The 14,446-nt window shown below is 71.0% G+C and carries 14 protein-coding genes and 1 pseudogene; 6 read left to right on the forward strand and 9 right to left on the reverse strand.

The features are described 5' to 3' along the window. Positions 1-50: 50 nt before the first annotated feature. Together pepE and ACIQFZ_RS25295 are read right to left on the reverse strand one after the other, a co-directional pair. Positions 51-779, reverse strand: coding sequence for a dipeptidase PepE (pepE, locus tag ACIQFZ_RS25290; RefSeq protein ID WP_365434162.1), 729 nt, complete (start codon positions 777-779; stop codon positions 51-53). 29 nt (positions 780-808) lie between these two features. Continuing rightward, a complete protein-coding gene (locus tag ACIQFZ_RS25295; protein ID WP_365434165.1) occupies positions 809-1,669 on the reverse strand; it encodes an IclR family transcriptional regulator in 861 nt (286 codons plus the stop codon). A 111-nt stretch (positions 1,670-1,780) separates the two neighbouring features. Here ACIQFZ_RS25295 and ACIQFZ_RS25300 point away from each other — a divergent pair, with 111 nt between their 5' ends. The 3 genes from ACIQFZ_RS25300 to ACIQFZ_RS25310 are packed head-to-tail and all read left to right on the forward strand — an operon-like array spanning position 1,781 to position 5,465. Continuing rightward, positions 1,781-2,734, forward strand: a complete 954-nt coding sequence (locus tag ACIQFZ_RS25300) for a DUF1177 domain-containing protein (RefSeq protein ID WP_365434168.1) — start codon at positions 1,781-1,783, stop codon at positions 2,732-2,734. A gap of 2 nt (positions 2,735-2,736) precedes the next feature. Beyond that, positions 2,737-4,143, forward strand: coding sequence for a cytosine permease (locus ACIQFZ_RS25305; RefSeq protein ID WP_365434170.1), 1,407 nt, complete (start codon positions 2,737-2,739; stop codon positions 4,141-4,143). Beyond that, entirely contained in the window at positions 4,140-5,465 is a 1,326-nt protein-coding gene (locus ACIQFZ_RS25310; RefSeq protein WP_402692200.1) for a M20/M25/M40 family metallo-hydrolase, read from the forward strand. Before ACIQFZ_RS25305 ends, ACIQFZ_RS25310 begins: the two co-directional genes overlap by 4 nt. A gap of 67 nt (positions 5,466-5,532) precedes the next feature. On the opposite strand, the gene ACIQFZ_RS25315 is transcribed toward ACIQFZ_RS25310, so the two are convergent. The 4 genes and pseudogenes from ACIQFZ_RS25315 to ACIQFZ_RS25330 all read right to left on the reverse strand — a co-directional run bounded on the left by ACIQFZ_RS25315 (position 5,533) and on the right by ACIQFZ_RS25330 (position 9,069). Further along, positions 5,533-6,243 (reverse strand): hypothetical protein, encoded by a 711-nt coding sequence (locus ACIQFZ_RS25315; protein ID WP_383059751.1) that lies wholly within the window; start codon positions 6,241-6,243, stop codon positions 5,533-5,535. A 97-nt stretch (positions 6,244-6,340) separates the two neighbouring features. Beyond that, a pseudogene (locus tag ACIQFZ_RS25320) lies at positions 6,341-6,445 on the reverse strand (TetR/AcrR family transcriptional regulator); the annotation flags it as partial. Positions 6,446-6,682: 237 nt separating this feature from the next. Beyond that, positions 6,683-8,125 (reverse strand): MFS transporter, encoded by a 1,443-nt coding sequence (locus tag ACIQFZ_RS25325; RefSeq protein ID WP_365430503.1) that lies wholly within the window; start codon positions 8,123-8,125, stop codon positions 6,683-6,685. Then, a complete protein-coding gene (locus ACIQFZ_RS25330; RefSeq protein ID WP_383059752.1) occupies positions 8,122-9,069 on the reverse strand; it encodes a nucleoside hydrolase in 948 nt (315 codons plus the stop codon). Before ACIQFZ_RS25330 ends, ACIQFZ_RS25325 begins: the two co-directional genes overlap by 4 nt. A 342-nt stretch (positions 9,070-9,411) precedes the next feature. Between ACIQFZ_RS25330 and ACIQFZ_RS25335 the strand changes: the two genes are divergently transcribed. From ACIQFZ_RS25335 to ACIQFZ_RS25345, 3 genes are all read left to right on the forward strand, one after another. Beyond that, positions 9,412-10,440 (forward strand): LacI family DNA-binding transcriptional regulator, encoded by a 1,029-nt coding sequence (locus ACIQFZ_RS25335; RefSeq protein ID WP_402692201.1) that lies wholly within the window; start codon positions 9,412-9,414, stop codon positions 10,438-10,440. Beyond that, positions 10,437-11,330, forward strand: a complete 894-nt coding sequence (gene rbsK, locus ACIQFZ_RS25340) for a ribokinase (RefSeq protein ID WP_365776735.1) — start codon at positions 10,437-10,439, stop codon at positions 11,328-11,330. Before ACIQFZ_RS25335 ends, rbsK begins: the two co-directional genes overlap by 4 nt. Positions 11,331-11,685: 355 nt before the next feature. Continuing rightward, a complete protein-coding gene (locus tag ACIQFZ_RS25345; protein ID WP_402692236.1) occupies positions 11,686-12,006 on the forward strand; it encodes a hypothetical protein in 321 nt (106 codons plus the stop codon). A 41-nt stretch (positions 12,007-12,047) separates the two neighbouring features. On the opposite strand, the gene ACIQFZ_RS25350 is transcribed toward ACIQFZ_RS25345, so the two are convergent. The 3 genes from ACIQFZ_RS25350 to ACIQFZ_RS25360 form a co-directional block, all read right to left on the reverse strand. Next, complete coding sequence (locus ACIQFZ_RS25350) at positions 12,048-12,680, reverse strand: dihydrofolate reductase family protein (RefSeq protein ID WP_402692202.1); 633 nt, start codon at positions 12,678-12,680, stop codon at positions 12,048-12,050. Between the two features lie 115 nt (positions 12,681-12,795). Continuing rightward, positions 12,796-13,593 (reverse strand): inositol monophosphatase family protein, encoded by a 798-nt coding sequence (locus ACIQFZ_RS25355; RefSeq protein ID WP_402692203.1) that lies wholly within the window; start codon positions 13,591-13,593, stop codon positions 12,796-12,798. A 46-nt stretch (positions 13,594-13,639) separates the two neighbouring features. Further along, complete coding sequence (locus tag ACIQFZ_RS25360; protein WP_402692204.1) at positions 13,640-14,248, reverse strand: alpha/beta fold hydrolase; 609 nt, start codon at positions 14,246-14,248, stop codon at positions 13,640-13,642. Between the last annotated feature and the right edge of the window lie 198 nt (positions 14,249-14,446).

The following is a 14,446-nucleotide window of genomic DNA, read 5'->3' on the forward strand; positions in this document are numbered from 1 at the left end:
CGGCCGTTCCGGGCCCCGTGCCGTCCCGGCCCCCGTGCCTGCTTCGGGACTTACCGCGCCGGTGCGTCGTACTCCGGTGTGACGGTGAGCAGTTCGGACACGTCCGAGCCGACCGGTACCTCCCGCGGCGGCGTGCCGCGGCGGAAGAGGCGGGCGTCGTTCTCGCCGCCGACCGTGGCGCGGGTTCCGGCCACGCGCAGCCAGGAGCCTTCGCGCAGGCCGAGCACGGGTACGTCGTTCTCCTCCAGGAACTCCGTCAGGCGCTCCTCGCGGGTCTCGCCCTTGTGCGTGGAGCCCGGGTCGGGGTCCAGGTAGTGCGGGTTGATCTGGAACGGGACCAGCCCCAGCGCCTCGAAGGACGGGGGCTGGACGATCGGCATGTCGTTGGTGGTGCGCAGTGTGGGAGCGGCCATGTTGGTGCCCGCGCTGGCGCCCATGTAAGGCAGCCCGTCCCCGACCGCCTTGATCAGCGCGTCCCGCAGGCCCGTCCGGTACAGGGCGGTCAGCAGCCGGAAGGAGTTGCCGCCGCCGACGAACACGGCGTCCGCCTCGGCGAGCCGGCCGACCGGGTCACCGCCCTCGTGCACCCCGTGCACGTCGATGCCGGCCCCGGCGAGCGCGTCGCGCACCTTGGCCGTGTAGGCGTCGTGGTCGGCGAGCGCGTACGGCACGAACGCGAGCCGTGCCCGGTCCGGCAGGAACGCGGTCACGGTGTCGAGGGCGTGTTCCAGGTAACCGCGGCCGTACTGGGTGGAGTTGGACAGGAGCAGCAGGTTCAAGGGGTGTTCCTCACCATGGGTTCGTTGCGTCAGGCCGTGCGGGTGCGCGGGCGGCGGTGGTGCTGGGGCGGGTGCGTCAGCCGCTGCTCCAGCAGGCGGGCCGCCTTGCGCAACGCGTCGAGCCGGTCCTCGGGGCCGTCCGGGAAGCGCTCGCTCGCGGCCCCCAGGCTGAGGCTGCCGTAGGGCTCGGCGCCGAGGAAGACCGGTACGGCGACGGTGCCGATGCCCGCGTCGTACTCGCCGGTCGTCCATGCGTAGCCCTGCGCCCTGACCTGGCGGAACTCGCGTTCCAACTGGTCGGGGTCGGTGACCGTGCGCTCGGTGAACCGGGCCATGGGCCGGCCGCGGAACAGTCGGTGGCGCTGCTCGTCGGGCAGGAACGCGTAGTACGACTTGCTGGTCGCCCCCGCGTGCGCCGGGTACAGCTCGCCGACCAGAGGGTAGTACCGCAGCGGCCCCTCCTCGCCTTCGACCGCCGCCACGCACCGCATGTGGAAGCTGTCGGGCAGACAGAACAGGACCGTGTCCCCGGTCGCCGCGCGCAGTTCCTGAAGGACCGGCTCCGCGAGCAGTTCCAGCGAGCCGGAGCGCTCCCAGAGGCGGCCCAGCCGCAGGGCGGCGGGACCGATCCGGTAGCGGCGGGTCGCCGGGTCGGACACCAGGAAGCCGCGCCCGGCCAGGGTGGACAGCAGCCGCTGTGCGACCGAGGTGTCCCAGCCGAACTCGGTGGCGACCTCCGTCACCCCCCAGTCGGGACGGGTGCGCTCGAACGCCAGCAGCACCAGCAGGGCGCGGTCGACGGTCTGCAGTGCCCCGGCCGGGGTCTTCCGGTCGACGGGGATGTCAGGCACGGCAACTCCTCTCCGAATGACGTCCGCCCCTCCGCCCATCTCGCCATTCAGACCTGAATTGCAGATAACGGGAAACAGTTGCGAAGAAGGTTAACGGATCCCGAATCTTCTGTCAGCACCGCCTCAGGTGCGGATCAGGAGAAGCTGCCCATGTTGAAGTACGTCCTGGACATCGTGGATCTGCTGGACGATCCCGATGCCGACGGCAAGGGAGTCGCCGCCTACCTCGACTCCGTGGCGGGCCCCGCCGGCTCCGGCGCCCAGGTCACCACCGTCACCGGTGAGCGGGGTTCCACGGACTTCGTCCTCGTGCGCGTGCCGGGCCGCACCGGACGCAGCGGCGGTGGCGCCTCGCGCACCCTCGGCGTGGTCGGTCGGCTCGGCGGTGTGGGTGCCCGTCCGGAGATCACCGGTCTGGTCTCCGACGCGGACGGCGCGATCGCCGCGATCGCCACCGCGGCCAAGCTGCTGGACATGCGCCGCCGCGGCGACGTGCTCGACGGCGACGTGATCGTGGCCACCCACATCTGTCCGAACGCCCCGACCGCACCGCACGACCCGGTGCCGTTCATGGACTCGCCCGTCGACATCGCCACCATGAACCGGCACGAGGTCACGGACGAGATGGAGGCGGTGCTCTCCATCGACACCACCAAGGGCAACCGGATCATCAACCACAAGGGCCTGGCCCTGTCGCCCACCGTCAAGGAGGGCTGGGTGCTCAAGGTCGGCGAGCAGCTGGGGGAGCTGCTGGCCGTGGTCACCGGTGAGCCGTTGGTCACGTACCCGGTGACCACGCAGGACATCACCCCGTACGGTAACGGTGTACACCACATCAATTCGATCCTTCAGCCGGCCACGGCGACGTCCGCCCCGGTCGTCGGCCTCGCGGTCACCTCGGCCGCGGCGGTGCCCGGCTGCCAGACGGGCGCGAGCCACGAGACCGACATCGCGGCCGCCGCCCGGTTCGCCGTCGAGACCGCCAAGGCCTACGGCGGCGGACGCCTGGACTTCCACGACGACGTGGAGTTCGACCAGCTCGTGTCCCGTTACGGCTCGCTGGCGCACCTGCAGACCCTCGGCCGCGCACCCAGGGAGTCGTGATCATGGCCGCTCACAAGAACACCGCCACCGCACCGGACACCGCCGGCCACAGAGCCCTGGGCAGCGACGACTACGCCCTCGCCCGCGTCCCGCGCAGCGAACGGCTCGGATTCTGGACGATGCTGCTCCAGTGGCTCGCCCAGTCCGGATCGATCTCGCAGTTCACGCTCGGCGCCACCATCGGCGTCGGCATGTCCTTCGGCAATGCGCTCCTTGCCTTCACCCTCGGCGCCGTGATCCTGGAGGTCGTGATCTTCGCGATCGGCCTGGCCGGAATGCGCGAGGGCCTGGCGACCCCCCTGCTGACCCGCTGGGTCGGCTTCGGCCGCAACGGCTCCGCGCTGGTCAGCCTCGTCATCGCCATCAGCCTCGTCGGCTGGTTCGGAGTGCAGAATACGATCTTCGGCAACAGCGTCTCCGCGCTGGTCGGCGGCCCGTCGTGGCTGTGGTGCGTCGTCGCGGGCCTGGCCATCACCGTCCTGGTGGTCCTCGGCTTCCGGTACATGGCGGTCTTCGCGAAGATCGTCACCCCGCTGTTCTTCGCGATGGTCGCCTGGTCCGTCACCGACGCCCTGACCAAGCACTCGATCTCGGACCTCATCCACTCGCCGGCACCCGGCCCCGCGGTTCCGCTGTCGGTCGCCGCGACCGCCATCGCCGGCGGCTTCATGACCGGCGCGATCGTCGCGCCCGAGATGACCCGCTACAACAAGAAGGGCGCGCACGTCTTCGTGCAGAGCGCCTCGTCCATGATCCTGTCCGAGTACATCGTCGGCATGACCGGTGTCCTCCTCGGCCACATGGTGGGCAGCAACCAGGTCTCCCAGATCGTGCTCTCCACCTCCGGCGTCTTCGGCGTGCTGGTCGTCCTGATGTCCACGGCGAAGATCAACGACTGGAACCTGTACGGCTCCTCGCTCGGCGTCGTGAACTTCTTCCAGGTCGTCTTCCGCAAGCGCCTGAGCCGCGGCGCGGTCACCATCGTCCTCGGCCTGGTCGGCACCCTGCTGTCCGCGGTCGGTATCATGACCCACTTCACCGACTTCCTGACGGTGCTCGGCGTGGCCATCCCGCCGGTCGGCGGCATCATCGTCGCCGAGTACTGGGTGGTGCGCCGCATGCGAGGACCGCTCGACGCCACCCGCGAGACGCAGACCCTGCCCGCCACCTCACCGGTCTGGGTGCCGATGTCCCTGGTCATCTGGGCCGCGGCGTTCTGCGTCGGCAAGTTCTACGACGGCGGGATCCCCGCCCTCAACTCCCTGCTGACCGCGTTCGTCCTGTACAGCGTGCTCGGACTCGCCGGCTGGATCAGGACGTACGGCACCACCACCCTCGACGACGAGCCCGCCGACGGCACCGGACAGTCCCCGGCCGCCACCGGCACGGCCCCCGTAGGAGCGTCATGAGCACCACCCCCTCACTCGTCACCGCCTCCGAGGAGGCACAGCGTGAGGTCATCGAACTGTGCGCGGAGCTGATCCGCTTCGACACCTCCAACCCCACCAGCGACGAGCGGGCCTGCGCAGACCGAGTCGTCGAGCTCCTGGCCGAGGCCGGCATCACCTCGGAGCTGGTGGAGAGCGTGCCCGGCCGCGCCAACGTCGTCGCCCGCATCCCCGGCGGCGATCCCGGCCGCGGGGCACTGCTCGTCCACGGCCACCTGGACGTCGTGCCGGCCGACCCGGACGAGTGGCAGGTCCCGCCGTTCTCCGGCGAGATCCGCGACGGCTACCTGTGGGGCCGGGGCGCCATCGACATGAAGGACACGGTGGCGGTCATGCTGGCCACCGCACGGCACTTCGCCCGCACCGGCACCCGGCCGTCCCGCGACATCGTCCTGGCCTTCCTCGCCGACGAGGAGGCGGGCGGCAGGTACGGCGCGCACTGGCTGGTCGAGCACCGGCCCGAGTTGTTCGCCGGCGTCACCGAGGCGATCGGCGAGGGCGGCGGGTTCAGCTACGCGCTCGACGACACCCGGCGGCTGTACCCGATCGAGAACGCCCAGCGCGGCATGGCCTGGATGGAACTGACGGCCACCGGTCGCGCGGGCCACGGCTCCTCGCCCAACGACGAGAACGCGGTCACCGACCTCGCCGAGTCGCTCACCCGCATCGGCCGCCACACCTTCCCGATCCGCCTGATCGAACCGGTGCGCGCGCTGCTCGCCGAGGCCGCGCGGCTCCAGGGCGTCGACATCGACTTCGACGCCGAGGACCTCGACAAGGAACTCGCCAAGCTCGGTCCGGTCGCCGACTTCATGCAGGTGGTGCTGCGCAACTCCGCCAACCCCACCATGTTCTCGGCCGGTTACCAGACGAACGTGATCCCGGGCCGGGCGACCGCCCGCGTCGACGGCCGCTTCCTGCCCGGCCACGAGCAGGAACTCGTCGACACCATTGACGCGTTGCTCCTGCCGTCGGTGGCCCGGCAGTGGGTCAACCACGACATCGCCATGGAGACCTCCTTCGACGGCCCCCTCGTCGACGCGATGTGCGCGGCCGTACGCGCCGAGGACCCGGACGGGCATCCGGTGCCGTACTGCAACCCGGGCGGTACCGACGCGAAGGCCTTCACGCAGCTCGGCATCCGCTGCTTCGGCTTCAAGGGCCTGAAACTGCCCCATGACCTCGACTACGGCCGCCTCTTCCACGGAGTCGACGAACGAGTCCCCCTCGAAGGCCTGCGCTTCGGCGTCCGGGTGATGACCCGCCTGTGGCAGAACTGCTGAACCACCCTCCGTGCGGCTCGGCGAGAAGACACTCACCGAGCCGCACGGGTGCCCTTGACGAGCCGCGTCAGTACTGGTCGGCCACTTGCTCGGCGATCGAGAACTCGGCTCCGCACTCCTCGCACGTCGCACGGCCGAAGAGGTGGGTGAGCCCCACGGCGACGCGCTCGGCCCCCGCTTCGAAGGCCGCGTCGTGGAGCTGCCGCGCGGGTCCCTCCAGATTCTCGGGGAGGGCGGGGCGCAGGGGTGTGCCCGGGGGGTCGCCGGGCTCGTAGTCACCGACCGCGGAGAAGTAGCCGGCCTCGCCGATCGCGATGAACACCCCCATGTCGCACTCCGGGCACGCGAGCTCGTACTCTTCGTCGGCCAAGCCCTCCAGGCACTCGGACCACACCGGGACACCCTCGAATGCCATGGCGGACTGGAGCAGGTAGACGTACACCTCCGGATCCGCCGGCTCGCGAACGCGCTGGTGGGCGAGCAGCCGCAGGGCCTCGATCTCGTCCGCGTGACGGGCGCGGGTCTCCTCGTCCGCACCCGCGACGATCGCCCCGGCCAGGAGCAACGCGTCGTCACGGCTCAGCCCCCTCCGGCCGGCCGCGTCCGACAGCCAGGTGAGCGCGGCGAAACTCGCCGAGTAGGTGCTGCCCTGGTGACAGAGCCGCGACCACAGGTCGTTCCACAGGTCCTTCGTCGGCTCTGTTTCAAGCCGGCCGAACAGAACCGGAAGGTCCTGCGCGGAGCCATAGGCGTGCTTGAGACGCGACCAGTCCGTCATGCGGCCATCCCATCGGCAGCCCGGTTCCGAGGAACCTCGGTCGTCCTCGACATCTCGGTGTTCACAGTGATCATCATGCCGCAGGGATCTGAAGTGGTCAGTCGGTTCCGAGGTCGTCGATCAGGCGGTTGAGAAGGCGGGTGAACGTCGCTTCCGGGGGGAGGGGCCGGCCCGGGGCGGAGAGGCCCGCGGCGAGTTCAGGCGTCCGCGCTCATCCGCGCTGTGCGCGCAATCCCGGCACCGGCGAGTCTCCGGTGGACGCCGCCACCTTCACACCGTGCGCGTCATGCTGCACGCGGACTCGGCGCTGACGCTCGCCCACGGTTCCGGATCGGCTTGACGTTTCACCACCCGGCAACCCGGCGGTGCTGCCGGACGGCGAACGGCACACGTGGACGCGGGTCCCGCAGGGAGCGAACTCCCGGCGGGACCCGCGTGCTCAACGCGCTTCCGCAGCCACCGGTTTGGGGATGAGGAACGACGTCACGACGGCGACGGCCATGATGACCGCACCCGTGATCATGGCGGTCGTGTAGTCGCCGGTCGACGCCGGGTCCGCGGGCGCGGCCGCGGTCTTGACCGCGTACAGCACCGCGAAGCTCAGACCGGCACCGAGGTTGAACGCACCCGCGTTCAGACCGGGCAGGAACCCGGGGTTCTCACGCGGGGACAGCACGATGCCGAGCCCGTTCAGCACGATGTTCCCGATCCCGGCATAGGTGATCCCCACCAGGATGGACGCCGTCAGCAGCAGGGCGCGCGAGTGGCCGTGCAGCGTGAGGATCATCAGCACGACGGTCGCCGCGGCCCCGATGAGACCGATGCGCAGGATCCGGCCGTATCCGAAGGTGGCGGCCAGCCGGCCCGCGATCGGGCCCATGGCCAGTCCGGCCAAGGCGTACGGCGTGAGGGTCCACCACGCGGACTGCTGCGCGGACATGCCCAGTCCGGCCTGTGCGTCCTCGGCGAACGCCGGGATCAGCCCGTTCATGACGGCGAACACACCCGTCATGGTGAGCACCGTGGTCAGCAGGAGCGCCCAAGTGGAGCGCTGCCGCAGATGGCGCGTGGCGACCAGCGGATGCCCGCTGCGGTCCTCGGTGCGCCAGAACAGCGCGAAGGCGGCCGCGGCGACGACGACGAGCAGGGCGATCAGCGGCCAGTTGGCCGCGGCGAGCTTGCCGGCCTCATTCAGCGCGATGAGCAGCGAACCGACCGAGACCACGAGGAGCACGACGCCGGGCCAGTCCATGCGCGCGGTGACCGGTGCCCTGGACTCGCGGCTCATCAGGGCGACCATCCCCGTGGCGACCGCTGCCACGACGGCCATCGCCCAGAAGACCGACTGGAACCCGTGGTGGTCGGAGAGGTAGCCGCCCGCAAGGGAGTCGACACCGGCGACTCCGCCGTTGAAGGCGGTGATCACACCGAGCAGGGTGCCGTAGCGCTTGGGCTCGGTCACTTCCTCCCGCAGCATGATCAGGCACAGCGGGACGACCGGGCCGGACACGCCCTGGATGACGCGCCCGGCGAACAGGACCGGGACGTTGTGCGCGAACGCGGCGACGACACATCCGACGGCCATCAGGGCCAGCATGCCGGTGAGGACCTTGCGGCGGCCGACCACATCGCCCAGCCGCGGCAGGAACAGCGAGAACAGGGCCGCGGAGGTGAAGAACGCGGTCTGGGTGAGCCCGATCTCGGCGGAGGTGGCGTGGAGCGCGCCCTCCATGCTCTTCAGCGCCGGGCTGATCATGCTGGCGTTGAGCTGGAAGGCCACACACGCGGCGAGCAGCGCGGTCAGCAGCACACCGATCCGGACGGGGGAGCCCTGCCCCGAGCCGGGCGGTCTGTCGGTTGTGGAAACGCTGGGAACGGTCATGCCTGGACGTCGCCGATCCGCTCGAGGGCGTCCACCACCAGGTTCCAGAACCGCTCGTGGTCGAGCTTCACCGCGACCTGGGTGTGGCAGTCGTCCGGGGCGGGCGCCCGGAAGTCGGCCACGGTCATGCCGAGGGTCAGGGTGCCGGTGAGCTCGATGTCCACGGGGGCCTTGCGCACCGTCATGACCTCCGGGTCGATGACGTACGCGACCGCGCAGGGGTCGTGCACGGGCGGGAACTCGAAGCCCTGGGCCTGCTCGTACATCGCGCCGAAGAAGTCCAGCAGCTCCAGCACGAACTTGGCGGGCGCGGTGCCGACCGCGGCGATCTTCTCGGTGACGGCGGGCGTCGCGAGCGCCTGGTGCGTGAGGTCGAGGCCGACCATGGTGACCGGCCAGCTCTCGTTGAAGACGATGTGCGCGGCCTCGGGGTCGATCTTGATGTTGAACTCGGCGACCGCGCTCCAGTTGCCCTCGTGGTAGCCGCCGCCCATCAGGACGACCTCGCGGACGCGTGAGGCGATGCGCGGCTCCTTGCGGACCGCCATGGCGATGTTGGTCAGACCGGCGGTCGGCACGATCGTGATCTCGCCCGGCTCGTGCGACATGATCGTGTCGATGATCAGGTCGACCGCGTGGCGGCGGTCCAGCTCCAGGGTCGGTTCGGGCAGCACGGGTCCGTCGAGCCCGGACTCGCCGTGGATGTCCGGCGCCGTCTCGATGGCGCGCACCAGAGGCCTGGGGCAACCCGCGGCGAAGGGCACCCCGGTGATCCCGGCGATGCGGGCCACGGACAGGGCGTTGCGGGTCACCTTCTCCAGCGTCTGGTTCCCGACCACGGTCGTGACGGCCACGAGCTCGATCTCGGGATTGCCGTGCGCCAGCAGCATGGCGATGGCGTCGTCGTGCCCCGGGTCGCAGTCGAGGATGATCTTTCTGGCCAACGGAGAGCCCCTTTGCTCGCTTACCTTTGGTGAAACCGATCTCCGGGGACGCCCAGGGGCGGACGCGTCCGGAGGGCGCCGAGTGGTCCGGCGCCTCGGGAGACGTTAGGGAAAACGTTCTCCCGAACATTCGCCCATTCCTCGCCGATGTGTCAATGGCCGTTACATCTTTCTTTCACCTCCCCCTGCTCGGCAGCAGTCTGCGGCGGAAGGGGCGGGTGATAACGTTCTCCGGCATCGGTGCTGGTCGGTGCTGGTCGGTGCTGGAGGCCCAGGTGCCGACCAGGAAACCGACCCGATAGAAGGGGGCGGAGCATGGTGACCGAGGTGACATTGCGAGACGTGGCTCGCGCGTCGGGCTGCTCCGTCGCCACGGTGTCCCGCGTGCTGGCCGGCACCCGCCCGGTGGGAGCGGAGACGGCGCGCCGCGTGCGGGCCGCGGCCGAAAGCCTCGGCTACCGCCCCAACCAGGTCGCCCGCGCCCTGCGCAGCCGCTCCACCGGCACCATCGGCCTGGTGCTGCCGCAGATCACGAACCCCTTCTTCCCCTCCCTCGTACGCGAGGTGGAGCACGCCCTGCACGCCGGGGGCCGCGCCCTGCTGCTCGCCGACTGCGACGACGACCCGCGGACCGAGACAGCCCGGATCACCGCACTGCTGGACCGGCAGGTGGACGCGCTGCTGGTCATCCCCGTCGACGAGACACACAGCCGCGAGGCCGTCGAACTCGCGGCGGCCCGCGTCCCGTTGGTCCTGCTCGACCGCTCCTGCGGCCCCGGGATCGCCGACTCGGTGGCCGTCGACAACGCCGCCGGCATGGCCCTCGTCCTGGACCACCTGGCCCGCACCGGGCGCCGCCGGTTCTGCTTCCTCGGCGCCGCCGGGACCGCCTCGACCGCCGTCGAACGGCGCACGGCCTACGCGGCGGGCGTCGCCGCCCTGGATCCGACGGCACCCGACCGCATCGAACTCGGCGACTTCTCCGTGGAGTGGGGGCGGGCCGCGGTCGAGCGGATCTGGCCGGCCCGCCCGGACGCCGTCGTCTGCGCCAACGACCTCATCGCGGTCGGAGCGGTGCAACGCCTCGGACAACTCGGCGTCGACGTGCCCGGCGAGGTCGCCGTCACCGGCTTCGACGACATCCCCATGGCGAGCCTCGCCGAACCGAACCTGACCACCGTCCGCCAGCCGGCCGCCCAAGTGGCGGCCGAGGCGCTCCGGCTCCTCGACCAGCGGCTCGCCGGCGGGGGAGCCGAGGCGTACCGGTCCGTCCGCCTCTCACCCGAACTCGTCGTACGCGCCTCCAGCGCGCCCCGCGCCGTCGCGCCCACGACCATCCCCGGCAGCAGAACCCCAGAGGAACACCAGTGATCGCAGTCGTCGGAAGCCTCAACCTCGATCTCGTCACACCCGTTCCCCGGCACCCGGTGCCCGGGGAGACCGTGCTCGGCGGGGACATCGTCGAGCACCCCGGCGGCAAGGGGGCCAACCAGGCGGTCGCCGCGGCCCGGCTCGGCGGACAGGTCGCCATGATCGGCCGCGTCGGCGAGGACGACGCGGCCGACGTGATGGCCGCGGCGGTGCGCGCCGAAGGCGTCGACACCGCGCACCTGGCCCGCACCCCCGGGGTGCCCACCGGGCGCGCGCTGATCGCCGTCAACCCGTCGGGCGAGAACTCCATCATCGTCAGCCCCGGCGCCAACTCCCGTCTGACGGCGGCCGATTGCCGGACCGCCGCCGACGTGCTGAACCGGGCCAAGGTCACCGTCCTCCAGCAGGAGGTCCCCGACGAGGCCAACCACGCGGCCGCCGAGCTGGCCGGCGGCATCGTCGTGCACAACCCCGCACCCGCGGTCGAGGGCGCCGTCCCGCCGCGCCACGTCGACGTACTGGTCCCCAACCGCACCGAGTTGGCCGCCCTCACCGGGACCCCGGTCCCGGAGACGATCGACGAGGTCGCCGTCGCCGCGGGCAAACTGAGCGGACCGGGCGCGGTCATCGTCACCCTCGGCGGTGACGGCGTGCTGCTCCTGGAGGGCACCGCGCGGCTGCACATCCCGGCCTTCGCGATCCAGCCGGTGGACACCACGGCGGCCGGTGACTGCTTCTGCGGCGCGCTCGCCGTCGCCCTGGCCGAGGGCCGCACCCTGGAACAGGCCGCCCGCTGGGCCTGCGCCGCGGCGGCACTCAGCACCACCCGCCCCGGCGCCCAGCCGTCGCTGCCCCACCGCGACGAGGTGGAGGCCTTCCTCAAGCGCTGAGGACCCTCGGTGATCGAGGTCTTGTCGTGGGGCAATGCCCGACCTCGACGCGACGGGAAGAGCGCGGACGCCACCGCCATCGGCAGGGCGAGGGAGTACGACGGCATCCGGCTCCTCGAAGGCCGGATCGAGCCCTCCGATCCCGGCCACACGCACCGGGCTGCGCGCAGCCTCCGCCGACCGCCCCTTGGCCGCCCGAAGCGTCGACGCCCTCATCGAGCGGGCACTGGCGACTGCGCGCTGACGGCTGTGACCAGCCGGGGGCCGGGGATATTGCGTTGTGGGACCACGACCAGCCCCGTAGGGTCCTGGCATGTCCCTACGTGTACGTATGCGTCAAGCCCTGCCGGAAGCGATGCGTGCCCGCGACAAGGCCGCGGTGAGCGCCCTGCGCGCGACGCTCGCCGCACTGGACAACGCGGAGGCGGTGCCCGTGGGCGAGACCGAGACGCGTGGCCTGGCCCTGGAACAGTCACCGGTCGGCGCCGGCGCCACCGAGGCCTTGCGACGTGAGCTGAGCGAGAGCGGCGTGGCGGACATCGTGCGGGCCGAGGCCACCGAACGACTCGAAGCCGCAGCACAGTTGACCACCCCCGCACACGCCGACCGAGCCGCCCGCCTCCGCGAGGAGGCCTCGGTACTGCTCCGCTTTCTGGACGGCCACGGCACCGCGTAGCAACTGCCGCAGGTGAGCCCTCCGGTGGCATGCGCCGCGATTCAATCGCTGTGCGATGTGGTACCTGTCGCGATCGGGCGGTACCGCACGTTCACCGTGGCCGAGTGGTCCTCCCCGGTGAGCAGTTCGAGTCGGACGGGGGCGGCGCCGGGGTTGTCGAACAGGCGGATTCCGTCGCCGAGCAGCACCGGCGCGATGTGCAGGTCGATATCGTCGATCAGTCCTCGCTCTAGGAGTTGCCGGCCGATCGTGGACGAGAAGACCTCGAGGTTCCTGCCGCCGGCCGCCTCCAGTCCGATCCGGACGGCCTCGGCCACGTCGCAGCTCAGGAACGTCACGCCGGTTGCGGGCTGCGCGTCCTCGGGATGGTGGGTGAGGACGAACACGGGTCCCTGCCACGCGCCGCCGTAGATGCCGCTGGCGTCGGGGTGGACGTCGAATCCGTCCCGGCCTCCCAGCACGGCGCCCGTCGTCTGCGCGTACTCCTCGATCAGTCCAGGCCGGGACGGGACCCCCGTCATCCAGTCCATCGCATGGTTCGGCCCTGCCACGAACCCGTCCAGCGACATGGTGAAGCGCCACAGCACTTTGCCTGCGGCGGTCTGCCGTTCGGGATCCGCCAACGGTGGGTTGGACGCGGTGTCGATGCTCTGCGGGTTTTTCGCGGCGGGCATGAACGACCCTCTCTTCCAGAGGCCACTGTTTCCGGCGTCGGTCGGCTTGCGTATCAACAGACCGAGTGAGCCTGCGAAACTCATCGCAAGACCTCCGGGAACGGCCGGACAGCCCCTACCTACCGCCGCGGATCATCGCCATCAGCGCCCGGTGGGTATCGGCGTCGGCGGCCGCGACGAGTCCGCGGGCCGCCGGCCCGATCGGAGCGCCGTCGATCCCGGTGACCACGCAGCCGGCGGCACGGCACAGAGCGATGCCGGCGGCGAAATGCACGCTCCCGGACAGGTCCCCGCCGTCGGTGACGTACGCGGCGCGCCTGCCGGCAGCGACCCAGGCCAACGCGAGCGTCGTGGAGACGATCCGCGGCCGGAACCGCTCGACGAACCCGGGGCAGGCCAGCAGGTCCACGGCCCGGAAGCCGGGCGCGCTCGGGAACGGCGGGTCCAGGTTGACGTCCACCAGCCGGGTCGCGGGCGTGGGCGTCAGCGGCGCAGAAGCCCCATCCCGCCGCAGCCAGGCGGTCTCGCCGCTGGTGAAGAAAACCTCGTCGCTGAACGGATCGGCCACCGCCGCCGCCCCGTCGCGCAGCGCCACGTTGACAGCGACCAGCATGTTGCCGACGGCGTAGTTCAACGTGCCGCACAACGGATCCACCAACCACTGACGCGCGGCGTCGGAAGCGCCCTGCTGGCCGCTCTCCTCACCGAGCACCGCGTCATCCGGCCGGGCGGCCCGGAGGACGGCGAAGATCGCCTTTTCGGCCTCCACATCGGCGGCCGTGGCGAAGTCCCCGGCACCCTTGTCGACGCGGGCGAGCGGCCGGCCGTACAAGGTGCGCACGACGTCCGCGCCCGCACGTGCCGCAGCCATGGCAACCCCGGCATCATCAAGTCCCGCGTACGAGTTGATCACGCCCCGCAGAGTAGTCGAGGCCGAGAACAGCCTCGCCGATTCACCGTTACCGGTCGCTCACCGCGGGCAGGAACGCGGAAACCGCCTTCGTGAACGCCTCCGGCGCCGCATCGTGGATCAGGTGTCCGACCGGGATGGTGACCACGCTCCCGTTGGGGACGCGGCGGGCGAGCTCGGCGATGCCGTCCTGGGGGACATGACTGTGCGGACCGCCGGCCAGCACGAGGGTCTCGGCGGTGATCCGGCCGAGTCGCTCCAGCCACCGGGGGTCCGGGTGGTCGATCTGGCGTCTGATGGCCGGCACCATCTCCCAGTCGAAGTCCAGGTCGCCGTCCGGCCTGGCCGGGACGGTCGGCTCCCGGGGACGGGGGACCGGAACGTCCTCGAGAACGAGCCGTCCGACCCGCTCCGGGTGGTCCTCCGCGAGCAGGTAGGCCACCACCCCGCCCATGGAATGCCCGATCAGATCCACGGGACCGAGTCCCAAGGCGTCGAGAAACCGGACCACGTCGGCCTTCATGAGTTCCAGCGAGTAGTCTCCCGGCCAGTCGCTGCGGCCGTGACCGCGAAGGTCGAGGGCATACACCCGTCGGCTGCGCGCGAAGACGCGAGCCACGCCGTCCCAGGTGGTGACGTTCTCACCCAGCGCGTGCAAGAGGACAAGCGGCTGGGCGTGCGGCGCCCCCCCACACCTGATAGGCCAGTCGGATCCCGCCCACGTCGACAACGCAGTGATCAACCATGCTCGGAGGGTAGACGACGGCGACCGGGGCGTTCATCGAGTTGACACTGTTGGGGGGCGGGCTCCGACGGTGTTCGGCTGGGAGTGTTCGGGATGACCAGGGCGCCCCTG

The organism is Streptomyces sp. NPDC093064 (assembly GCF_044754605.1).
Taxonomy (GTDB): Bacteria; Actinomycetota; Actinomycetes; order Streptomycetales; family Streptomycetaceae; genus Streptomyces.